Source organism: Bacteroides sp. CACC 737 (genome assembly GCF_013874375.1).
Classification (GTDB): Bacteria; Bacteroidota; Bacteroidia; order Bacteroidales; family Bacteroidaceae; genus Bacteroides; species Bacteroides uniformis.
In genome coordinates this window covers 1,727,411-1,750,409 of record NZ_CP059408.1, presented here as the reverse complement: position 1 = coordinate 1,750,409, position 22,999 = coordinate 1,727,411, and the positions used below count along the sequence as shown (strand labels likewise).

Annotated in this window: 19 protein-coding genes; 15 read left to right on the top strand and 4 right to left on the bottom strand. The window is 44.8% G+C overall.

What is annotated here, in order from left to right:
- Window positions 1-5: 5 nt before the first annotated feature.
- Complete coding sequence (locus tag H1A11_RS07580; protein ID WP_181757967.1) at window positions 6-2,225, bottom strand: bifunctional (p)ppGpp synthetase/guanosine-3',5'-bis(diphosphate) 3'-pyrophosphohydrolase; 2,220 nt, start codon at window positions 2,223-2,225, stop codon at window positions 6-8.
- A gap of 105 nt (window positions 2,226-2,330) precedes the next feature.
- Between H1A11_RS07580 and H1A11_RS07575 the strand changes: the two genes are divergently transcribed.
- Window positions 2,331-3,848 (top strand): DUF4301 family protein, encoded by a 1,518-nt coding sequence (locus H1A11_RS07575; RefSeq protein WP_117964551.1) that lies wholly within the window; start codon window positions 2,331-2,333, stop codon window positions 3,846-3,848.
- A gap of 139 nt (window positions 3,849-3,987) precedes the next feature.
- Window positions 3,988-5,154 (top strand): formate-dependent phosphoribosylglycinamide formyltransferase, encoded by a 1,167-nt coding sequence (gene purT, locus H1A11_RS07570; protein WP_117964552.1) that lies wholly within the window; start codon window positions 3,988-3,990, stop codon window positions 5,152-5,154.
- Window positions 5,155-5,223: 69 nt separating this feature from the next.
- On the opposite strand, the gene H1A11_RS07565 is transcribed toward purT, so the two are convergent.
- A complete protein-coding gene (locus tag H1A11_RS07565; RefSeq protein ID WP_117600874.1) occupies window positions 5,224-5,718 on the bottom strand; it encodes a PepSY-like domain-containing protein in 495 nt (164 codons plus the stop codon).
- A gap of 83 nt (window positions 5,719-5,801) precedes the next feature.
- Window positions 5,802-6,635: a 4-(cytidine 5'-diphospho)-2-C-methyl-D-erythritol kinase gene (gene ispE, locus H1A11_RS07560; protein ID WP_117600873.1), complete on the bottom strand. Its 834-nt coding sequence runs from the start codon at window positions 6,633-6,635 to the stop codon at window positions 5,802-5,804.
- Window positions 6,636-6,931: 296 nt separating this feature from the next.
- On the opposite strand from ispE, the gene dnaB reads away from it, so the two are divergent.
- Window positions 6,932-8,503, top strand: a complete 1,572-nt coding sequence (gene dnaB, locus H1A11_RS07555; RefSeq protein WP_008664493.1) for a replicative DNA helicase — start codon at window positions 6,932-6,934, stop codon at window positions 8,501-8,503.
- 156 nt (window positions 8,504-8,659) lie between these two features.
- Here the strand turns inward: dnaB and H1A11_RS07550 are convergent, their stop codons facing one another.
- The gene (locus H1A11_RS07550) at window positions 8,660-13,132 is read right to left on the bottom strand and encodes a translocation/assembly module TamB domain-containing protein (protein WP_181757966.1); all 4,473 of its coding nucleotides are present in this window, start codon (window positions 13,130-13,132) and stop codon (window positions 8,660-8,662) included.
- A 204-nt stretch (window positions 13,133-13,336) separates the two neighbouring features.
- Between H1A11_RS07550 and tsaD the strand changes: the two genes are divergently transcribed.
- The 12 genes from tsaD to H1A11_RS07490 all read left to right on the top strand — a co-directional run bounded on the left by tsaD (window position 13,337) and on the right by H1A11_RS07490 (window position 22,983).
- The gene (tsaD, locus tag H1A11_RS07545; RefSeq protein ID WP_117964555.1) at window positions 13,337-14,359 is read left to right on the top strand and encodes a tRNA (adenosine(37)-N6)-threonylcarbamoyltransferase complex transferase subunit TsaD; all 1,023 of its coding nucleotides are present in this window, start codon (window positions 13,337-13,339) and stop codon (window positions 14,357-14,359) included.
- Between the two features lie 13 nt (window positions 14,360-14,372).
- Window positions 14,373-14,840, top strand: coding sequence for a CinA family protein (locus tag H1A11_RS07540; protein WP_117600870.1), 468 nt, complete (start codon window positions 14,373-14,375; stop codon window positions 14,838-14,840).
- 121 nt (window positions 14,841-14,961) lie between these two features.
- Window positions 14,962-15,222: a 50S ribosomal protein L28 gene (rpmB, locus tag H1A11_RS07535; RefSeq protein ID WP_004291052.1), complete on the top strand. Its 261-nt coding sequence runs from the start codon at window positions 14,962-14,964 to the stop codon at window positions 15,220-15,222.
- Window positions 15,223-15,242: 20 nt separating this feature from the next.
- The gene (gene rpmG / locus H1A11_RS07530; RefSeq protein WP_002560155.1) at window positions 15,243-15,431 is read left to right on the top strand and encodes a 50S ribosomal protein L33; all 189 of its coding nucleotides are present in this window, start codon (window positions 15,243-15,245) and stop codon (window positions 15,429-15,431) included.
- 14 nt (window positions 15,432-15,445) lie between these two features.
- Window positions 15,446-15,604, top strand: a complete 159-nt coding sequence (locus H1A11_RS07525; RefSeq protein WP_005827735.1) for a DUF4295 domain-containing protein — start codon at window positions 15,446-15,448, stop codon at window positions 15,602-15,604.
- 250 nt (window positions 15,605-15,854) lie between these two features.
- Window positions 15,855-16,814, top strand: coding sequence for a signal recognition particle-docking protein FtsY (gene ftsY / locus H1A11_RS07520; RefSeq protein WP_005827738.1), 960 nt, complete (start codon window positions 15,855-15,857; stop codon window positions 16,812-16,814).
- Window positions 16,811-18,109, top strand: a complete 1,299-nt coding sequence (gene rimO, locus H1A11_RS07515; protein ID WP_117600869.1) for a 30S ribosomal protein S12 methylthiotransferase RimO — start codon at window positions 16,811-16,813, stop codon at window positions 18,107-18,109. The genes ftsY and rimO overlap by 4 nt, the downstream gene beginning before the upstream one ends.
- Before the next feature lie 78 nt (window positions 18,110-18,187).
- The gene (locus H1A11_RS07510) at window positions 18,188-18,460 is read left to right on the top strand and encodes an HU family DNA-binding protein (protein WP_117600868.1); all 273 of its coding nucleotides are present in this window, start codon (window positions 18,188-18,190) and stop codon (window positions 18,458-18,460) included.
- A 27-nt stretch (window positions 18,461-18,487) separates the two neighbouring features.
- The gene (locus H1A11_RS07505; protein ID WP_117600867.1) at window positions 18,488-19,669 is read left to right on the top strand and encodes an HU family DNA-binding protein; all 1,182 of its coding nucleotides are present in this window, start codon (window positions 18,488-18,490) and stop codon (window positions 19,667-19,669) included.
- A 194-nt stretch (window positions 19,670-19,863) separates the two neighbouring features.
- Window positions 19,864-20,859, top strand: a complete 996-nt coding sequence (locus H1A11_RS07500; RefSeq protein WP_057256497.1) for a MoxR family ATPase — start codon at window positions 19,864-19,866, stop codon at window positions 20,857-20,859.
- A gap of 167 nt (window positions 20,860-21,026) precedes the next feature.
- Window positions 21,027-21,896 (top strand): DUF58 domain-containing protein, encoded by an 870-nt coding sequence (locus H1A11_RS07495; RefSeq protein WP_005827747.1) that lies wholly within the window; start codon window positions 21,027-21,029, stop codon window positions 21,894-21,896.
- A 7-nt stretch (window positions 21,897-21,903) separates the two neighbouring features.
- On the top strand, window positions 21,904-22,983 hold the full coding sequence (locus tag H1A11_RS07490) for a hypothetical protein (RefSeq protein ID WP_181757965.1): 1,080 nt from the start codon (window positions 21,904-21,906) through the stop codon (window positions 22,981-22,983).
- Window positions 22,984-22,999 lie beyond the last annotated feature (16 nt).

The following is a 22,999-nucleotide window of genomic DNA, read 5'->3' as shown; positions in this document are numbered from 1 at the left end:
GTCATTTAATTCCTTGAAACTTGTTTCACTCCCTTTACCGTCCTTAGTTTTTTGACAAGTGCTTCCAAATGTCCCGTGTCGCTTACCATGATGGTCAGCGTTCCGGAAAACAGCCCGTCATGCGAGTCAATACCGATGCTTCTCAAGGTAATACCCGTTTCTTTGGAAATGATGGAAGTGATGTTGGTCACGATGCCGATGTCATCGTGTCCCACTACGCGCAGGGTGATGGGGTACTGTGTACCTTGTGACTTTCCGGCCCAGCGTGCTTTCACGATACGGTAGCCGAAACGTGAGTGCAAATCACTGGCATTGGGACAATCGCAACGGTGTATCTTGATACCTCCCGTTACACTGACAAAGCCGAATACATCATCTCCATAGATGGGATTGCAGCAGCGTGCCAACTTGAAATCTAATCCTTTCAGATTTTGGTCAATGACCAGTACATCTTCTTTAGTACCTATCTCTTCCGGTATGCCTTGTTGAAGGTTATAGCCTTCAGCACTGCGGTAGACAATATCGTCACGTGTGTCGTTTTCCCGTTTTTGCTGTTCAAGATATTTGTCTATAATCTCGTTGACATCCAGCACTTCATCGGCAATAGCCTGGTAGAAGTCTGTCACTACCTTGAAGCCGAGGCGCTTGATGAGGCGCATCATGGTTCCTTCATCATACTCTATTTTCCGGTTCTTGAACTTGCGTTCCAGGGTTTCCTTGGCGAAGGCGTGCTGGCGTGCAGCCATTTCCTTCAACGCCTGGCGTATTTTGGTACGCGCCTTAGAGGTGGTTACGATGTTCAGCCAGTCCTGCTTGGGTGTCTGCGTATTCGATGTCATTATCTCTACTTGGTCACCGCTATGCAGCATTTGCTTCAACTGTACATTTTTGCCGTTCACTTTGGCACCGATGCATTTGCAACCTAGTTTGCTGTGAATATGAAAAGCAAAATCGAGCACGGTGGAGCCTTTAGCAAGTTTGAACAAGTCGCCTTTCGGGGTAAATACAAATACCTCGTCTTCGTACAAATCCAGTTTGAACTGGTCCATCGTTTCCAGTCCGTTGCTGTCCGAGCTCTCTAAGGCTTCGCGTACGGAAGTCAGCCATTCGTCAAGACCAGATTCACCTTTCACTCCTTTGTATCGCCAATGGGCGGCCAGGCCTCGTTCGGCAATATCATCCATGCGTTCGGTACGTATTTGTACTTCCACCCATTTGCCTTCGGGACCCATCACGGTGATGTGCAGTGACTCATATCCGTTGCTTTTAGGTACGGACAGCCAGTCGCGTAGCCGTTTCGGGTTAGGCTGGTACATATCTGTTACGATGGAGTAGGCCTGCCAACATTCCAGTTTCTCCTTGTCCAGGCAAGAGTCCAGAATAATGCGGATGGCAAACAAGTCATACACGCCTTCGAAGGGGCATTTCTGCTTCTTCATTTTTTGGTAGATGGAGTGGATAGACTTGGTGCGTCCTTTAATGTGGAACTTTAGTCCGGCGTCTTCCAGTTTCTTTTGTACCGGTGCAATGAAAGAGGCGATGTACTTGTCGCGTGATGCCTTTGTCTCGTTCAGCTTGTCCTTGATATGATAGTAAACCTCTTTTTCGGTATATTTCAGCGAGAGGTCTTCCAGTTCCGACTTCAATTTATACAGACCCAGCTTATGGGCAAGGGGCGCATAGAGATAGGCCGCTTCGTTGGCTACCTGCCGGCGGGCTTCATCGTTCTTGCAATCTTTTATCTGCCGCATGATGTTTACGCGGTCGGCAATCATAATGAGAATGACACGCATGTCCTCGGCGAAAGTCAGCAACAAGTTGCGGAAATTCTCGGACTCGATGGTAGGGCTTTTGGAATAAAGTTCGTTTACACGTATCAATCCCCGGATGATGCCTGCCACGTCCTCGCCATAAATTTGCTCTACTTCTTGGGCGGTGCAAGTACCGCAGCGCACGGAGTCGTGCAGCATGAGCCCCAGAATGGAGGCGCGCTTCATGCCAATTTCTTCCGCTACGATGACAGCCGTTTGCATATCTTTGATAACGGGATTCAAACCGAATATATCACGCTGGATACGGTTGTTCTGTATAGTGTTGATAAGATGTGTTTTCAGCTTTTTGCAGTCCCCCTTCTGGAGGGTTTCTCCGGAAAGTTGCAACAGTTTGCGGTAGAGCGAGAAGAGTAAATCTTTCTCTTTAGTAGTGAAAAATTCATCAGTTTCCATAATCGTCCGTATTTTATGCTTCAAAGGTAAGTTTTTTCTTCATTTTCTTGACGGCAGTTCTGCTTTTTTTGTATTTTTGGGCATGAATTAATAAAACAAGATATTATGATAACACCGCAAGACAAAGAGTTGCTCGAAAATAAAGGCATCTCCGAAGAACAAATAGCCGAACAGTTGGCTTGTTTTGAAAAGGGTTTTCCATACTTGAAACTGTCTGCCGCTGCTTCTGTAGAGAAGGGGATATTGGCTCCGGATACGGATGAACAGAAGAAATACCTGGACGCTTGGGAGGCATATACACAGACCGATAAGGTGGTAGTGAAGTTTGTACCGGCTTCGGGTGCTGCTAGCCGTATGTTCAAAAACTTGTTTGAGTTTCTTGGAGCAGATTATGATGCCCCCCAGACAGGCTTTGAAAAGACTTTCTTTGAGAATATAGAGAAGTTTGCCTTCTATGACGACCTGAATACCGCTTGCCGGAGAACTGCCGGAAAGGATATATCGGCTCTGCTTGCTGCCGGAAACTACAAGGCGGTTGTTGCAGCCTTGCTCGAAGGGGCCGGACTGAATTATGGTGCGCTGCCCAAAGGACTGCTGAAGTTCCATAAGTATGAAGACGGTAGCCGTACGCCGTTGGAAGAACATTTGGTAGAAGGGGCCTTGTATGCTGTCAATAAAAATGGTAAAGTGAATGTACATTTCACGGTTTCGCCCGAACACCGTGCCTTATTCAAGGCTTTGGTGGACGAAAAGGCTGCCGCTTATGCTAAGAAGTACGGGGTGGATTATAACATCACCTTTTCGGAACAGAAACCGAGTACTGATACCATTGCTGCCGATATGGAAAACAAACCGTTCCGTGACAATGGCAAACTTTTGTTCCGTCCGGGCGGTCATGGTGCATTAATTGAAAACTTGAACGACCTTGATGCGGATATTATCTTCATAAAGAATATCGACAATGTGGTACCCGACAAACTGAAGGGTGACACCGTATTATATAAAAAGCTGATTGCCGGTGTACTGGTAGCTTTGCAGCAGAAGGTATTTGCCTATTTGCAGTTGCTTGAAAGCGGGAAATATACACACGAACAAATTCTTGAAATCCTGCAATTCCTGCAGAAGCAACTCTATTGCAAGAACCCGGAGACGAAGAATCTGGAAGATGCCGAACTGGTGATATACCTGAAAGAAAAACTGAACCGTCCGATGCGCGTCTGCGGTATGGTGAAGAACGTAGGCGAACCAGGTGGAGGTCCGTTCTTGGCATACAACAGTGACGGTACTATCTCTCTGCAGATTCTGGAAAGTTCGCAGATTGATATGGACGATCCGGAAAAGAAGGAAATGTTTGAAAAGGGTACCCATTTCAATCCGGTGGATTTGGTTTGCGCTGTACGTGACTATAAAGGACATAAGTTCAATCTTGTGAAGTATGTGGATAAAGCCACGGGGTTCATCTCCTATAAGTCCAAGAACGGCAAGGACCTGAAGGCGCTTGAACTTCCCGGTTTGTGGAACGGCGCCATGAGTGATTGGAATACTGTATTTGTAGAAGTGCCTCTGACTACATTCAATCCGGTAAAGACGGTGAATGATTTGTTGAGAGAACAGCACCAATAAAGGAATTTACTATTAGACGATTTACTATTTACTATTGGCTGTGCTGTAATCGGGTAGCGGATGGTGAATAGTAAATCGTCTGATTGTATAGTGTTGAATAGTAAATTGAAAATTGTCAAATAGTAAATAAATAGATAGGATGAAAAAGATTTTATTGTTGGGTTCTGGTGAACTGGGCAAGGAGTTTGTAATTTCCGCCCAACGCAAAGGTCAGTATATTATCGCCTGCGATTCGTATGCCGGAGCGCCTGCCATGCAAGTGGCAGATGAATGTGAAGTATTCAGCATGCTTGATGGAGATGCTTTGGAACGCGTGGTACGCAAACACCAGCCGGATATCATTGTTCCGGAAATCGAGGCTATCCGTACGGAACGTCTGTACGATTTCGAGAAAGAAGGCATTCAAGTGGTGCCCAGTGCACGCGCTGTGAACTTTACTATGAACCGTAAGGCTATACGCGACCTTGCAGCTAAAGAGTTGGGACTGAAAACAGCTAAATATTTTTATGCCAAATCTCTGGATGAACTGAAAATTGCAGCTGAAAAGATAGGTTTCCCATGCGTGGTGAAACCGCTGATGTCCTCTTCCGGCAAAGGTCAGTCTCTCGTAAAGAGTGCCGACGAATTAGAGCATGCTTGGGAATATGGCTGTAATGGTAGCCGTGGAGACATAAAAGAACTTATCATTGAGGAATTCATCAAGTTCGACAGTGAGATAACATTGCTCACCGTAACGCAGAAGAATGGCCCGACCTTGTTCTGCCCGCCTATCGGCCATGTGCAGAAGGGTGGGGACTATCGTGAAAGCTTCCAGCCTGCCCATATTGACCCTGCCCATCTAAGGGAGGCGCAGGATATGGCAGAGAAAGTGACCCGTGCCTTGACCGGTGCCGGATTGTGGGGAGTGGAATTCTTTCTCAGCCATGAGAACGGTGTCTATTTCTCCGAACTTTCTCCACGTCCGCACGATACGGGTATGGTAACCCTGGCCGGAACCCAGAATCTGAATGAGTTTGAATTGCACTGTCGTGCGGTGCTTGGTCTGCCTATCCCTGGCATCAAGCAGGATCGTATAGGAGCCAGTGCTGTCATCCTCTCTCCGATAGCCAGTCAGGAACGTCCCAATTATCGTGGCATGGAAGAGGTTACAAAAGAAGAGGATACTTATCTGCGTATTTTTGGCAAGCCTACTACCCGCGTAAACCGCCGTATGGGTGTAGTGCTGTGTTATGCACCTCTTGACAGTGATCTTGACACGTTGCGCGACAAAGCGAAGCGTATTGCTGATAGGGTAGAGGTATATTAATGATTGGTGATGAATGATTGGTGATTTGTTGATGAATGGATACCATCGACAAATCACCAATCGTCAGTATTAATCATTGAAAAAGAGTCCGGGATAGATCTCTCCTCCAAGTTCTGTTACATCGAGGCTTTGTAATAGTTTTCCATCCGGAGCATAGAACAGTTGGAATTCTTCATCGGAATTGTATTGTTCCACCTCAATTATAATCACTGTGGGATGTTTGGGAAAGGTGATGATTCTTACGTCCCTTAACTTCATGCCGGCCATTGTACTGCTCATGAATGCTTCTGCCACGGGAGCCGGCACTTTTTCCAGTGACTCTACATCCGTTTCAGTCATGACCCACTCCGCTTGTTTATTGAACCAGACATCAACTTCCTGACCATCTGCAATAAATTCTGCCACGTAGCAACTGGCCATTTGCTCCCATTCCACATCCGTTGCTTGAGGATAGAGCTTTTGAAAAGCTGTTTGTATATTTACGGGAAGACGTCCTTCCGCAAAAGCGGACACTGACAGCAAGACAAGTAGTCCTGCCAGAATACCGAATTTGAACTTTTTCATAATCAAGGTTGTTTTGAGTTTTCTGTAAGAACAACCTTGTTGTGTTTTTGTTTCCGGAAATCAGTATATTGGTTGATGCATTTTTAAACATCAGTGAACCGGCCTTTGTATACAAAAGCTTTTTCTCCGAAATCCACTTCCGGCAATACGGCATCTTCCTTGAATAATCCGTAAACAGATGACCCCGAACCACTCATGGAGGCATATACAGCTCCTTGCCGATACATCTCTTCCTTGATTTCTCCGATAGTGGGAAATTGGGGGAATACGCTTTCTTCAAAGTCATTGACCATTCGTCCGTTCCATTCTTCAACGGGAAGTTGGGCAATTTCTTTCAGAGACATTTCCGGATGATGCGGTTTTATTTTTGCAAAGGCATCCCGTGTAGAGACGAAAATGTCCGGCTTCACCAACCATATCCGATATCCTTTCAGTGAGAGGGGAAGGGGAGAAAATATGTTTCCGATACCTTCTGCGTAAGTCGGACGGTTTTTGATGAAGAAGGCACAATCGGCACCCAGCTTGGCGGCATACTCTTCCAGAGTGTCATCCGGCAGTCCGAGTTCAAACTTATTATTCAGAAGCTTCAGCATGAAGGCTGCGTCGGCCGAACCGCCACCCAGTCCGGCTCCCGAGGGAATATGCTTGAAGAGATGGATGTCTACCGGAGGAAGGTTGAATTGGTCGTCCAGCAACTTGTAGGCTTTCACTACCAGGTTGCTCTCTGCTTCTCCCTCAATTTCCAGACCTGCCTGATGCAGACGGAACTTTCGGTTTCCTTCGTTCAAGATATTTATTTCCAAAGCATCTTCTATGGGAACCGGATAGAAAATGGTTTCCAGATTATGGTATCCGTCCGGACGCTTCTCTGTGATATTCAGTCCCAGGTTTATTTTGGCATTTGGAAAAGTCAGCATGGCGTTGAAAATTAAGAATTAATAATTTAAAATTAAAAGGGGAAGTTATGAAGTGCAGCTTCCGAAGACAAAGTTAGTGATTTCTGTTCATAGTAGATTGAAAACTTAGCAATGATTTATTTACCGCTTATAAATAAATTCGCTTATCTTTGCCATACGAGCGAAGATAGGCTGCACCTCAACATAACTTTTTCATGCAAGCATGAAAGTTATGTATTCGGTTTGCATTATCTTTGCTTCCCCTTTCTAAAAGGGAAGTTCATTTAATTTTTAATTTTCAATTATTAATTCTTAAAGTGGCAGAACAAAGAAGAACATCCCGTACTCCGAAAGGAAAGGCACCACAGCCCGTAACAGACTACGGACGTATCCAGCCGCAAGCGCCGGAGCTGGAAGAAGCAGTCTTGGGAGCCTTGATGATTGAGAAGGACGCTTATTCGCTGGTAAGTGAAATTCTTCGTCCGGAGTCATTCTATGAGCATAGACATCAGCTGATATATTCCGCTATTACCGATTTGGCCGTGAATCAGAAGCCGGTCGATATCCTCACCGTGAAGGAGCAGCTTTCAAAGCGGGGAGAATTGGAGGAAGTGGGCGGCCCGTTCTATATTACCCAACTTAGCAGTAAGGTGGCATCTTCTGCACACATCGAATATCATGCACGTATTATTGCGCAGAAAGCTTTGGCACGTGAATTGATTACTTTTACCAGTAATATCCAGAGCAAGGCTTTCGACGAGACGCTGGATGTGGACGATTTGATGCAGGAGGCCGAAGGAAAACTGTTCGAGATTTCCCAGCAGAACATGAAGAAGGATTATACACAAATTAATCCTGTCATTGCCGAAGCCTATGATTTGATTCAGAAAGCTGCTGCCCGTACCGATGGTTTGAGTGGCTTGGAAAGTGGGTATACCAAGCTGGACAAGATGACTTCCGGATGGCAGAAGTCCGACCTCATCATTATTGCAGCCCGTCCTGCCATGGGTAAAACGGCGTTCGTACTTTCCATGGCGAAAAACATTGCCGTGAATTTCCGCAATCCCGTAGCGCTGTTCTCGCTTGAAATGAGTAACGTGCAGCTGGTGAATCGTTTGATATCCAACGTGTGCGAGATTCCGAGTGAGAAAATCAAGAGTGGTCAGTTGGCGGACTATGAATGGCAGCAATTGGATTACAAACTGCGTGACTTGCTGGATGCTCCGCTTTATGTGGATGATACGCCTTCTTTGTCGGTATTCGAACTCCGTACGAAGGCACGGCGTCTGGTACGTGAGCACGGAGTGAAGATTATCATCATCGACTACCTTCAGCTGATGAATGCAAGCGGAATGTCTTTCGGCAGCCGTCAGGAAGAAGTTAGTACCATTTCGCGTTCATTGAAAGGTTTGGCCAAGGAGCTGAACATTCCTATCATCGCTCTGTCGCAGTTGAACCGTGGTGTGGAGAACCGTGAAGGCGAGGAAGGCAAGCGTCCCCAGTTGAGCGACCTTCGTGAATCCGGTGCCATCGAGCAGGATGCCGATATGGTGTGCTTCATCCACCGTCCCGAATATTACAAGATTTATACTTCTGCCGATGGCAGTGACTTGCGCGGTATGGCGGAAATCATCATAGCAAAGCACCGTAACGGTGCCGTGGGGGATGTGCGTCTGAGGTTTATCGGACAGTACACCCGTTTCCAGAATCCCGAGGATGATATGGTTATTCCACCTCCGACGGAGGGTGGAGGAGCTACATTTGGTTCACGTATGAATGCGCCTATCGGAAGTACGGCAACACCGCCACCTCCATCGGCTGCTGATTTTCCGCCACAGACGGACAACCCGTTTGGAGGTGTGGGGTCGGACGGGCCATTGCCTTTCTGATGTATTTTTATGGCTACACCCTTTGCCTTGAATGCCTATACTATCGTAGAGTGATGGCTACACCTTTAGGTACAAAGGGTGTAGCTATTTAAATGCTGTATTCGAGCCTATTTGCTTATTCTAAAACCTTCAATGTGGACAGTAAGAACGTCAATCTTACTTTTGCTCCCTTTTCCGTTTTGATTGTGCCTCGGGCATCTGCTGTTCTGTGTTTATTTTATCAGTGGATAGGGTATCTTGTTTTATTTCTTGTTCCTTTCTCAGCCGCTTGAGTTTCCATCTGTTCCAGAAAAGGAGCTCACTCCATTTGTTGAAATCCTTTTTGAAGATAATACCAATACCTTGTGTTGTCAGATTTGTCCGGGTGTAGTAGCGGTCGTTCGTTTCGTTGTACGCTTTCAGGCGGATGTCTCCGGAACGGTTGACGAGCCATTCCGCTTCAAAGTCTCCCACAAAATTGGTATTTGCCATCGGATTATCACGATAACCAAAATTACCATTGATAAGTAGTCGGTTATTCAATAATTGTCCTGAAAGCATAGTCTCGAACTCCATGTCTGTCCAGCCTCTTTCACCGGTACTGAAATTGGTGCCGAAGTTCCAGTTATTGACATCGAGAATGTTCGATAAAGCGTTATTCAACTGTCCGGAAAGGGTGGATGAAACAACACTGGACATCATATTCGAATTCTGGGTGGCTCCTAAGTTTTCCGGGGTATAGAACTTGCCGATAGCCAACAGATAGAGTATCTGCATGTTCATTTGCTCGTCGGTAGGAATATAGTTACGGACAATGGCCTGCACTTCATCGCGTTCGTTGGGCAGTTCGATGTCGAATTTTACATCAGGTGAGGTCAATTGTCCGGTAAGGTCCATCATACAGTTCACTTTTACATTTGTCTGGCTGATGTAGCCGGAGGTTGCCTCGTTGGGCATTAGGTCATTTAAGGATGCTGAGTTGACCGTATAACCTGCTTTTATGTCCAGAGTGGCATCCAGTGGCGAGCCGTTGAATGTAATGGAACTTCCATCCCTGATAATAAAGTCCTTTCGGATAACCTCTTGCAGACTGAATTTATAGACTCCCTGGCTTATCCGGTAACTGCCAAACATCTTTACATCTCCTTTATTGAAGAACTCAGTACGGATATTTCCAGTTCCCCGTCCACTGATATAGTCGCCAGCGATAGGGTCCATGATAATCTTCATGGTAGCGTCGGGAGTGGCGTCTATCAAGAGATTCAGCCGGATATCAGTGTCGCTCTCTCTTTCTTCCTCGATTTCCTTTTGGGCAATTTCGTAGTCGGAAAGGCGGATAGAGTCTTGTACGGCACGGCGTGGTGTCTTGTCCACAAATTTGATGAACTGGTTGCTGACTGCTGTAGATACGTTATCTTTTATATAGGTAAAGGTAGTGTTGCGATTGGTAGTCATTGCAACATCAATGTTAACGCCATCTTGGGCATTACCGGCAATAGTGGCATTTCCCGTACCGTAGACGGTGCCGTAGAAGGGATAGTCCGGTGATTCTTTGGTATTCATCACCAGCATGTCGTTGACATTGAAATTGAAACGGTACTCCAGGTTCTTAAAATGCTGATAGTGCAGATAGCCGCTCATACTTCCTTGATGCCCTTGCGTGTCGAAAATGCGGTTGTTGCGGAAGGTCAACCCGCCGGGCTCGATGTAGATGCTGTCTTTGACGGAGAAAGTGGTGTTGAGCACGTCTACCTTCATAGAAGCATCGCCGAATACACGCCCTTCCATGGTGAGAGCCTTGAATTTGCCATAGAAATGTACATGGCCGGTAGCACGTCCGTTGAATTCGGGCGTGATGCTACTCATATAATGATGTATAAACTTCAAGTTGGTACCGTCCGCTTCAATTTGGAGATCCAATGAACTAGTGGGCTTCAAAGGATAGATATAGCCATACACATGGCTTTTGGCAATATCTTTCTCCCGGATATGGGCATCCAGATAGATGCCCTTCACGTCGTGGTGCCATTCTCCGTGTATGTTGGCATCACCCAGCAAGCCTTCGTTCAATCCGAGGTTGCGGATAAACAAGTCGGTGCTCATGACGGGGTTTTCCAATACTCCGCTGGCGAAAGCCGGACCGGTGGCTTCTCCTTTGAAATTGACTCCGAGGTCTGCAATGTCGAACACATAACCGATGTTGATTTCCTTCAAATCCAGACGTACTGTATCTTCGGGTTGTGGTGAAACGATACCATTGATACGCAAGTGCCGGTCTTTATGGCTGAAGTAGAAATCATTGACATACACTTTGCCGGAGTCGAGTACTACTTGGGAAGGATGTATATCCCACAGCGTATCGTTCAGTATCACGTTGGTGGGCTGGACATCAATGACGGTTTTTAAGGGGGGAAGTTTCCTCTTGCTTTCATTCGCTTCGTTCTGTTCACGGATGAAGTGGGCGACGGCGGCGAGTTTCCCGCTGTAGGTTACAGTGCTACTGTTACCCCAATTCAGCGTGGTCTGTATGTTATTGTTCCGGGCTTGCGCTTCTAAAGCTATATTGACAGCGCCGTTTGATTTGCGGTTGCTGAAGCGTAGGCGTGTATGGAACTGGTCACCGGGATTCTCGCAAAGGAACATTCCGGATTCGATGAATTTGTTTCCATAACGGAGACGGGGAAAATAGCCTTCTACGCGGAGCCGCTGTGCCTTGTCATTGAAGTATCCCTTAATGGTGGAATGGGTATATACTTTTACCGGAATCTGAAAGACGGTGGAGAACAGTTCCGTATTGTAAATGTGCATGTCAAAATGGAAATTGTTCTCTGTCTCTATGGGTTTCTTGTCTGGCAGAATCAAGGCGGGGATATAACGTCGCATGATATTCAGTACACTGGCAGGCAGGGTACGATAAGAGTAGTCACCTTCTATGCTACCTTGGAGAAAGTTGGATTGGATGGTCAGCCGTTTCTGGCCTTCGCTTTCTCTTATGGCAGATATCTTCAGATTGTCCAGGAAGTATTGTGTTTCCGGAGCTGCGAATAGTAAGCTGTCAACGTTGATTTCACCGTTCATCTCGTCAATGGAACCGCCGGTGAAGTCTGCCTTGACTTTGACTGATATTTCCGTATCTTCATAGTTGGGTGTAAGATGTAGGGCATGAGGACGAAATTTGTCGATGCTTGCCTGAAAGTTGAAAGTCGGTACCCGACTGGCGGTATTGATGGTGCCGTTCAAAATAACAGAACCATTGGTGTCATCCAAGGCGACTTTTCCCGTGAAGCCTCCCTGCTTGTATTCTCCATCTAGGGTGATATTTTCGTAATTGTAGTCGCTGTAATCAATGGAGGCAACCAGCCCTTTCAGCAGTACGGACGGGTATTGGTTTTCGTAATGGTTGCTGTTGACATCTAGATTGAAAGTTACTTTACCCAGTTTCTTGTTGCCCAGCATCTTGCCCAGCTCAAACTCTTTGGTTTTCACTGCACCGGAATAGGCAAAATAACCTTTATCTTTGTTAGAACTTAGTTTTACGTCAGTTTGGATGGTTCCGATGTCAGTGCGTACTTGTCCGTAAGTTACGAGGTCTGTGAAGTAGCCCGAGACTTCTCCACGGAAGGAAACCGTTCCTAAGTGTTGCAGGACGGGAGGTACTCCATTGTAGTTCTTGCTGAAATTCCGGACAAAGAAGGCAATTCCTTCCGGGTCTGCGTACAAATTGGACAAATTACCGAATACATAAGCATTTTCCGGATGGGAAAGGTCTTGTAGAGATACGTCTCCCCTCAGATAAAAATGATTTCCGACAGAGACGGAAAGGTGCGGGCAATTCAGTTGATTGATGGTGCCGTCCGTCTGTACCTCTACTTGCAATTTTTCCTTGAAAGAACCAAAAGCCGGAACAAAAGCCGATAAATCCTGCAAGGCGATTTGAGAGGGCAGCAAATGGAATGAGAAACGGACATCTTGGGCAAGATTGTCAAACGCCCCCAGACTGTCATAATCCATGTGTATAGTATCCATTGCCAAAGAGGTGTTGGGGAGGTCGATAGCGAAATTTTCGATTTTCATCCGTTGGTCATTGCCGATAACCTTTAGACTTAGTTTCTTCAATTCAAATCCGGAATGTTCTTCTTCGATGCTCAGACGCTTGATGGCGGCATTGATAGAATCATTTTGTAATGCTTTTAGGGAGATGTTTGCAATAATGTTACGTAAACGGAGATGCTGTGGATTGAATTTTCCCGGAGTCTCTTTCTCGGACAGCACATCATACGAAACCTTTCCGCGGCGTATCAGTAAGGAATTGATACGGAGATCCAGGTTGTTTTTCTTTTGAACTGTATCTTTGGATGCGAATGCGTCGAGTACAAACTGAAAATTAGGTTTATCCTTGGGAGTCTGCTTGCTTAGATTGATGTTAAAGCCGAACAATTGTATGTTACTAATGGATATTTTGCCGCTGAATAGGGGGAGAATATCGAATTTGGCAGAAAGACGGGTCACTTTCAGCATTTCCTTGCCGGATTGGTCGTTCAGGAGCAGGTCGTCGATGATGATGCGGTTCAACAATCCTATGTTTATTCGCCCGATGGAAATCTTGCTGTCCAGTATGGAAGCCAGTTCATTGGCAACAAATACAGACATTTGTCGCTGAACAGATGGAATGTTCAGCAACAATATGGTACCAATGTACAATCCCAATACAATACCGAGTACCCAGCGTACTGTTTTTTTTAGCTTTCTGATAGGCGGTTAATTTTTATAATCAGCCAACAAAAATATGAAATAATACGTTATGAATCGTACTTTTATCACTACTTTTGCAGCGTTTAAACGTAAATAAACATTATGAGTACAATAATCTTGGGAATAGAATCTTCTTGTGATGACACTTCTGCAGCTGTCATCAAAGATGGTTATCTGCTTTCGAATGTGGTGGCCAGCCAAGCTGTGCATGAAGCATACGGTGGGGTAGTGCCTGAACTGGCTTCCCGCGCGCACCAACAAAATATAGTTCCGGTAGTGCATGAGGCATTGAAACGCGCCGGAGTAACCAAAGAGGAATTGAGTGCTGTGGCCTTTACGCGTGGACCGGGATTGATGGGATCATTGTTGGTGGGGGTATCTTTCGCCAAAGGGTTCGCCCGTTCATTAGGTATTCCAATGATTGATGTTAATCATTTGACTGGTCATGTGTTAGCTCATTTTATTAAAGCAGAAGGTGAAGATAATGTGCAGCCGGGATTTCCTTTCCTCTGCTTGCTGGTTTCCGGTGGAAACTCACAGATTATCTTGGTGAAAGCCTATAACGATATGGAAATTTTGGGGCAGACTATTGATGATGCCGCCGGTGAAGCCATTGACAAATGCTCAAAGGTGATGGGATTAGGATATCCGGGTGGTCCAATTATTGACAAGCTGGCTCGGCAAGGTAATCCTAAAGCCTTCTCGTTCAGCAAACCGCATATTCCAGGGTTGGATTATAGTTTTAGCGGACTTAAGACCTCGTTCCTTTACTCTCTGCGCGACTGGATGAAGGACGACCCTGATTTCATCGAACATCACAAGACGGATTTGGCGGCATCGCTGGAAGCTACCGTCGTAGATATCTTGATGGATAAGTTGCGCAAAGCCGCCAAGCAATATAAAATAAAGGAAGTGGCTGTTGCCGGAGGTGTTTCTGCCAATAATGGATTGCGTAATGCTTTCCGTGAGCATGCCGGGAAGTATGGTTGGAAAATATTTATTCCGAAGTTCAGCTACACAACGGATAACGCTGCCATGATTGCCATTACCGGATATTTCAAGTATATGGATAAAGATTTTTGTCCGATGGAAGCACCTGCTTATTCACGGGTAACTTTAAGATAATATATAATAAGGTATGAAGCTGGAAGAAAAGGTAGGAGAGCTGCTGAAAGCAAAGAAATTGTCCCTTTCCACCGCAGAAAGTTGTACGGGTGGAGGAATTGCCGCTCTGATAACTTCCGTTCCTGGCAGTTCGGAATACTTTAATGGTAGTATAGTGGCGTATTCCAATGAAATAAAGATGTCTTTGTTGCATGTATCTGCCGAAACATTGGAAAAATATGGAGCAGTAAGTCGTGAAACTGTTACAGAAATGGTGAAAGGTGCGATGAAAACGCTGAAAACAGATTGTGCAGTGGCTACTTCCGGTATTGCAGGTCCTGGAGGTGGGACTTCGGAAAAACCGGTGGGTACGGTGTGGATAGCTGTTGCCTATAAAAATGAAATCGTTACCATGAAGCAGGAGGGAGACGAGGGAAGAAAGGGAAATGTGGAAAAAACAATTCAAAATGCCCTTTTGTTGCTTTATGAGAAGCTGAAATGAGGAAAAAATGCTATCGTACAGTGAATTATTTTAAGAAAAACTTGTTTGGTAACGATAAAAGTGCTTACTTTGCGCTCTGTTTGAAATAGGCAAAAAAGAAAACTATAAAATTAAGATAGAAATGTCAAAGATTTGTCAAATTACCGGAAAGAAGGCCATGATTGGCAACAATGTTTCACACTCAAAGAGAAGAACGAAGAGAACCTTTGATTTGAACTTGTTTAACAAGAAGTTCTACTATGTAGAGCAAGATTGCTGGATCAGCCTTAGCATTTGCGCTAATGGTTTGCGCATTATTAATAAGAAAGGACTGGACGCTGCTTTGAAAGATGCGGTAGCTAAAGGTTATTGTGATTGGAAAAGCATTAAAGTTATTGGCTAAAGTAGAGGAGAATACTGATTATGGCAAAGAAAGCAAAAGGTAACAGAGTACAGGTGATTCTGGAATGCACAGAACACAAGGATAGCGGTATGCCGGGTACTTCTCGTTATATTACGACGAAGAACAGAAAGAATACCACAGAGAGATTGGAGTTGAAGAAATACAACCCGATTCTGAAGAGAGTGACAGTACATAAAGAAATTAAATAATAAATCTATAACTTATGGCAAAGAAAGCGGTAGCAACCTTGCACGAAGGAAGCAAAGAAGGACGTTCTTATACAAAGGTTATCAAAATGGTGAAGTCTCCTAAGACTGGTGCTTACATCTTTGATGAACAGATGGTCCGTAATGAAGATGTTCAGAACTTCTTTAAGAAATAAGATGAATACAGTGGCTGTAAAGCGCTGATGACTTATAAAGATCCCCTTGTCGGTATTTCCGGTAAGGGGATTTCTTTTTAAAAAGAGGACGAAGTTTTTAATATTCGTCAGTTTTGTTATATCTTTGCTGAAAATGCGAAGATAGGCTGCACCTCAGCATAAAAAATGAACGGGTTCATTTTATTCTGCATCCGGTTTGCACTATCTTTGCAGGGAATGCGAAAACAGGTTGCATAAAAATAATTAGTGTATGGGATTTTTTAGTTTTTTCTCCAAGGAAAAAAAGGAAACATTAGATAAAGGATTATCTAAGACCAAAGAAAGTGTATTTGGCAAGATTGCGCGTGCCGTGGCAGGAAAGTCAAAAGTTGATGATGAAGTATTGGATAATCTGGAAGAGGTGTTGATAACTTCGGATGTGGGCGTGGAAACGACACTGAAAATTATTGAACGTATCGAAAAGCGTGCAGCAGCCGACAAATATATGAATGCCACTGAGTTGAATCATATTTTACGTGATGAAATCGCAGCGTTGCTTACAGAGAATAATTCGGAGGATGTGGATGACTTTGAAGCACCGATTGCGAAGAAACCATACGTCATTATGGTAGTGGGCGTCAATGGTGTAGGGAAGACTACTACGATTGGCAAACTGGCTTATCAGTTCAAGAAAGCCGGAAAGTCTGTTTATCTGGGTGCTGCCGATACTTTCCGTGCTGCTGCTGTGGAGCAGTTGGTGATATGGGGTGAACGGGTAGGTGTGCCTGTTGTGAAGCAGAAAATGGGTGCTGACCCGGCTTCTGTCGCTTTTGACACACTGAGTTCCGCAACTGCTAATAATGCCGATGTGGTAATTATAGATACGGCAGGACGCCTTCATAATAAAGTCGGTTTGATGAATGAACTGACGAAAATCAAGAATGTGATGAAGAAGGTTGTCCCTGATGCTCCGAATGAGGTGTTGCTTGTGTTGGATGGCTCAACCGGGCAGAATGCATTCGAGCAAGCCAAGCAGTTCACTCTGGCAACGGAGGTTACGGCAATGGCTGTTACAAAGTTGGACGGAACAGCCAAGGGTGGCGTAGTCATCGGCATTTCAGACCAGTTTAAAATTCCGGTTAAATATATTGGATTGGGTGAAGGCATGGAAGATTTGCAGGTGTTCCGTAAAAAGGAATTTGTTGATTCACTGTTCGGGGAGAATGCATGAAACGGAAGACTATAGATATCATTACTTTAGGATGTTCTAAAAACCTGGTGGATTCGGAACATTTGATGCGCCAGTTGGAGGAAGTGGGATTCCATGTGACACATGATGCGGAAAGGCCGAAAGGGCAGATTGCCGTGATCAATACTTGCGGTTTCATTGGTGACGCCAAGGAGGAATCCATTAATATGATTCTGGAATTTGCGCAGGCCAAGGAGGAAGGAAGCTTGGAGAAGCTTTATGTAATGGGCTGCCTTTCGGAACGTTATCTGAAGGAATTGGCCGTTGAAATTCCCCAGGTGGATAAATTCTATGGTAAATTCAATTGGAGAGAGTTATTGCAGGATTTGGGAAAGGCCTATCATGACGAGTTGCACATAGAGCGTACATTGACCACTCCAAAGCATTATGCCTATTTGAAGATATCCGAAGGATGTGACCGTAAATGTTCTTATTGCGCTATCCCTATCATTACGGGGCGGCATGTGTCGCGCCCGATGGAGGAGATACTTGACGAGGTGAAGTATCTGGTTGCACGGGGTGTAAAGGAATTCCAGGTTATAGCCCAGGAGTTGACCTATTACGGAGTAGATTTATATAAGAAGCAAATGTTGCCCGAGCTTGTTGAGCGGATTTCGGATATTCCCGGAGTGGAGTGGATACGCTTGCATTATGCTTATCCGGCACATTTTCCGACTGATTTATTCCGTGTGATGCGTGAGCGTGACAATGTATGCAAATATATGGATATTGCCTTGCAGCATATCAGCGACAATATGCTGCAAAAGATGCGCCGTCATGTGACGAAGGGTGAGACATATAAGTTGATAGAGCAATTCCGTGAAGAGGTTCCCGGTATCCATCTCCGTACTACACTGATGGTGGGGCATCCGGGAGAAACTGAAGCCGATTTTGAGGAGCTGAAAGAGTTTGTCTGTAAAGTGCGTTTCGATAGAATGGGGGCTTTTGCGTATTCGGAAGAAGAAGGAACGTATGCCGCTGCTGAATATGAGGATTCTATTCCCCAGGAAGTGAAACAAGCCCGCCTGGATGAGTTAATGTCTATTCAGCAAGGCATTTCAGGGGAGTTGAGTGCGGAGAAAGTAGGCAGGCAGATGAAAGTAATCATTGACCGGCTGGAAGGCGAATATTATATTGGACGTACAGAATTTGATTCTCCCGAAGTGGATCCGGAGGTTTTGATTGAGCGTGGAGACAAAGCGTTGCATATAGGTAACTTTTACCACGTAGAGATAGTAAATTCCGATGATTTCGACCTTTTTGGGCGAATAATTTAAAGATTTTTCCTTATCTTCTTGCTTATGTGAAGAAGATTTGCTAATATAGCACCGTAGTTCAATTTAAAGGCTTACATTTTGAATAACAAAGAGTTTACTTCTGAATTATCGCGGAGGTTAGGATACACATTGAAAGATACTTCTGAGCTGGTTGCTTCATTGCTGTCGGATATGGCACGGCAGTTGGAGGAGGGGAATATTATCTCTATACAAGGGTTCGGTACATTCGAAGTGAAAAAGAAGGCAGAACGTATATCTGTGAATCCGACTACAAAGCAGCGTATGCTGGTACCTCCTAAATTGGTGTTGACTTATAAGCCGAGTACATTATTAAAGGATAAGTTTAAGTAACCGGCTTTTAAAAAAATCTCCCGTATTATGAATGAGAAACTGAACATACAAGACTTGATTGACACGCTGGCTGAAAGGCATGGCATGAGCAAGAAGAATGCGGATAGTTTTGTGAAAGAATTCTTTCAGCTGATTGAGGAGTCATTGGAGAAGGATAAGTATGTGAAGATACGAGGTTTGGGGACTTTCAAACTGATAGATGTCGGGAGTCGTGAAAGCGTTAATGTGAATACGGGGGAAAGGTTTGAGATACAAGGGCATACAAAAGTGTCGTTTACACCGGAACCGGCCTTGAAAGATATTATCAATAGACCATTTTCGCATTTTGAAACTGTAGTTTTGAATGACGCTACGGTACTTGAGGATACCCTGCAGGAAAATGACAGTGAAGATGATGAAGATACTGAAATCAAAACTCTGGAACAAGAGGTGGAGGAGAAGGTTACCTTAGTGGAAGAAGCTACGATAGAAGAACCTTTGGTGGAAACTGTAATAGAAGAGCCGTTAATTGAGCCCGAACCGGCAGTTGAAGAGGAGAAACCGGAAAAAACGGAACCTGAAGCAATGCCTGAAAATATAGTTGCTGTTGAGCCGGAACCGTCTGAGCCAGTGATAAAAGATATGGCAGATTCTTCGACTATGAAATATTTTATAGGCATCGTTGTTTTTGTAGTGTTGCTGTGTGGTGGTGCCGTAGCTTTCATGTATTATCCGGACTTGCTTGACGCACTTACTGCAAAGCCTCTTGTAGAAGAAGTTGCAGACTCGGATGTGAGGGAATCTGTTACTGAAAAGGTGGAGGTTCCTGCCGGTCAAGACAATATTGCCTTGACAGACAGTATTGTTTCAAAAGATGTTGTAGCTCCTGCTCGGATAGATACTGTGGCAGAAACTGTTGCTGCAACAACTCCTACGCTTAAAAAAACTCCAAAGGAAAATGTACAAGTACAGTCTCCCACTCCTAAAAAAGAGCAAAAAAAGACAGTTGTACCGTTTGAACCGGATTCTGTGGGGTATACGATTGTGGGAACAGAAACCACTTATACCATCAAGGAAGGGGAAACGCTGACTAGGGTAGCGCTTCGTTTTTATGGAACAAAAGCTCTTTGGCCTTATATCGTGAAGCATAATCCCGGTGTAATCAAGAATCCGGATAATGTGCCTTATGGTACTACTATCAAGATACCAAAATTGGCCAAGAAGCAGTAAAAAATTACTGCTTCTTTTTTTGTTAAATACTAAACTCTATGAAAGTAGTTTAATCTAAAGGTTTCGCATAGTTTTTTAATAAAAATTAGTTGGTATGGTTAATTTATTCCCGTACTTTTGGGAGCGAAAAAAATAATTACCGGTTCAAAACCGGATAAATGAGGAAATTAAACATTAAAAAAATAGAATGATTTATGGCTGAAACAATTGACATCCGCGAACTGAATGAGCGGATTGAAAGACAAAGTGCTTTCGTTACCAATCTTACCACAGGTATGGACCAGGTCATTGTAGGACAAAAGCATCTGGTAGAGTCGTTGTTAATTGGTTTGTTGTCCGATGGACACGTGTTGTTGGAAGGTGTGCCCGGTTTGGCAAAGACTTTAGCTATCAAGACGCTTGCTTCGTTGATTGATGCGCAATACAGCCGCATTCAGTTTACGCCAGACTTGTTGCCTGCCGACGTAATAGGTACAATGGTTTACAGCCAGAAGGATGAAACGTTCCAAGTAAAAAAAGGTCCGGTCTTCGCAAATTTTGTTTTGGCTGATGAAATCAACCGTGCTCCCGCCAAAGTACAGAGTGCTTTGCTGGAAGCCATGCAGGAACGTCAAGTTACTATCGGCAATGAAACTTTCGGGTTGCCCAAACCATTTTTGGTGCTTGCCACGCAGAATCCTATTGAGCAGGAAGGTACTTATCCGCTGCCCGAAGCGCAAGTGGACCGTTTCATGCTGAAAGTTGTAATTGACTATCCGAAGCAGGAAGAGGAGAAACTGATTATTCGCCAGAATATCAATGGAGAGAAGTTCAACGTGAAGCCAATCTTGAAGGCTGACGAGATTATCGAAGCCCGCAAGGTGGTTCGCCAGGTATATCTGGATGAGAAAATCGAAAAATATATTGTCGATATTGTATTTGCTACTCGTTATCCGGAAAAATACGATTTGAAAGAGCTGAAAGACATGATTGGTTTCGGCGGTTCGCCCCGTGCCTCCATCAACTTGGCCCTGGCTGCCCGTAGCTACGCGTTCATCAAGCGTCGCGGTTATGTCATTCCGGAGGATGTGCGCGCTGTGGCACACGACGTACTTCGCCACCGTATCGGCTTGACTTACGAGGCGGAAGCCAGCAATATGACATCTGATGAAATCGTCAGCAAGATACTGAACAAGGTTGAAGTGCCCTAACGCATAATAGAGGTTTTCGTAAACTTGAGGTTTACAATCCAATACCTGAGGTTAGCGTCGTAAACCTTAGGGTTGAGTACCGAAAACTTCACCCCTTTTCATAGGGAAGTTTCTGTTATAAACTAAATTGCGCTTGTGTGCTTAAATGAGATTATTAAAATAAATCAATGGAAACAACAGAACTTTTGAAGAAAGTCCGTCAGATTGAGATAAAGACGCGCGGACTGTCCAACAATATCTTTGCCGGGCAGTATCACTCTGCCTTCAAGGGTAGAGGTATGGCATTCTCCGAAGTGCGCGAGTATCAGTTTGGCGACGACATACGCGACATTGACTGGAATGTGACCGCCCGCTTCAACAAGCCTTACGTCAAGGTGTTTGAGGAGGAGCGCGAATTGACAGTGATGTTGTTGGTAGATGTTTCCGGTAGTTTGGAATTCGGTACGGTAAAGCAGATGAAGAAGGATATGGTGACGGAAATTGCCGCCACACTGGCATTCTCTGCCATTCAGAATAATGACAAGATTGGTGTCATCTTCTTTTCGGACCGGATTGAGAAGTTTATTCCGCCCAAGAAGGGACGTAAGCATATACTTTACATCATCCGCGAACTGATAGATTTTCATGCGGAAAGCCGGAGGACGAACATTCGTCTGGGCTTGGAGTATCTGACAAACGTAATGAAACGCCGTTGCACGGCATTTGTCTTGTCCGACTTCATCGACCAGGAAAGTTTCAAGAACGCCATGACCATTGCCAATCGTAAGCATGACCTGGTTGCCGTTCAGGTGTACGACCGTCGTGTGGAAGAATTGCCTCCCGTGGGACTGATGAAGATTAGGGATGCCGAGACGGGACATGAGCAGTGGATTGACACCTCCTCGCGTGCCGTGCGTCGTGCCCATCATGACTGGTGGGTGAACAAGCAGGCGGAACTGAATGAAACGTTTACCAAGAGTAATGTCGACAATGTGTCGGTACGTACCGACCAGGATTATGTCAAGGCATTGATGAATTTGTTTGCGAAACGAAATTAATCGGAAAATGAAAAGATATTTATTTCTGATAGCGTTATTAATAGCATGGTCGGGAAGGGTAGTAGCCCAGTCGGTAACGGTAGATGCTACGATTGACTCTTTGCAGATTCTTATTGGAGAGCAGGCAAAGATAAAGCTTCAAGTATCTCTAGATGCCGATAAGCGTGCCATATTCCCGGTATATACCGATACGCTGGTGAATGGGGTTGAAATTATTGATGTGGCCAAACCGGATACGCAATTGCTGAATGATGGCCGGCGTGCATTGATAACTCAAGAGTATACAGTTACCTCTTTTGATTCGGCTCTTTATTATCTGCCGCCTATGGAAGTGACGGTGGATAATGAGAAGTATCGCTCCAAAGCGTTGGCATTGAAAGTATATTCGGTGAATGTCCCGTTAGATCCGGAGAATCCGGAACAGTTTTTCGGTCCCAAAACAGTGATGCAAGCGCCTTTTGCTTGGGAAGACTGGTATGGTCTTATGGCTTGTGGTGCGCTGATTATCCCGATAGGGATATTGCTTGTCTATCTGATAATGCGTTTCTTCGACAATAAGCCTATTATCCGTAAGGTGAAGGTAGAACCTAAGTTGCCTCCCCATCAGTTGGCTATGCAGGAGATAGAACGTATCAAGAATGAGAAGGTATGGCAGAAAGGGGAGCCGAAGGAATATTATACGGAATTGACTGATGCTCTTCGTACATATATAAAAGACCGTTTTGGTTTCAATGCTTTGGAAATGACTTCTACGGAAATCATAGATAAGTTGCTGGAAATGAAAGATAAGGAAGCTCTATCAGATTTGCGTAAATTGTTCCAGACTGCTGATTTGGTGAAATTTGCCAAGCATAATCCATTGGTGAACGAAAATGACGCTAACCTGATTAATGCCATTGACTTTATTAATGAAACCAAGGAGAAAGAAGAGGAGAATGCTAAACCGCAGCCTACGGAGATTACCATTATCGAGAAACGTTCTTTGCGTACCAAGATTTTGCTGGGAGCGGGTATTGTAGTGTTGGCTGTAGCCCTTGTCAGTTCCTTGATATATATTGGATTGGAGTTGTATAATTATTTTGCTTAATACTGAAAAAGTGACT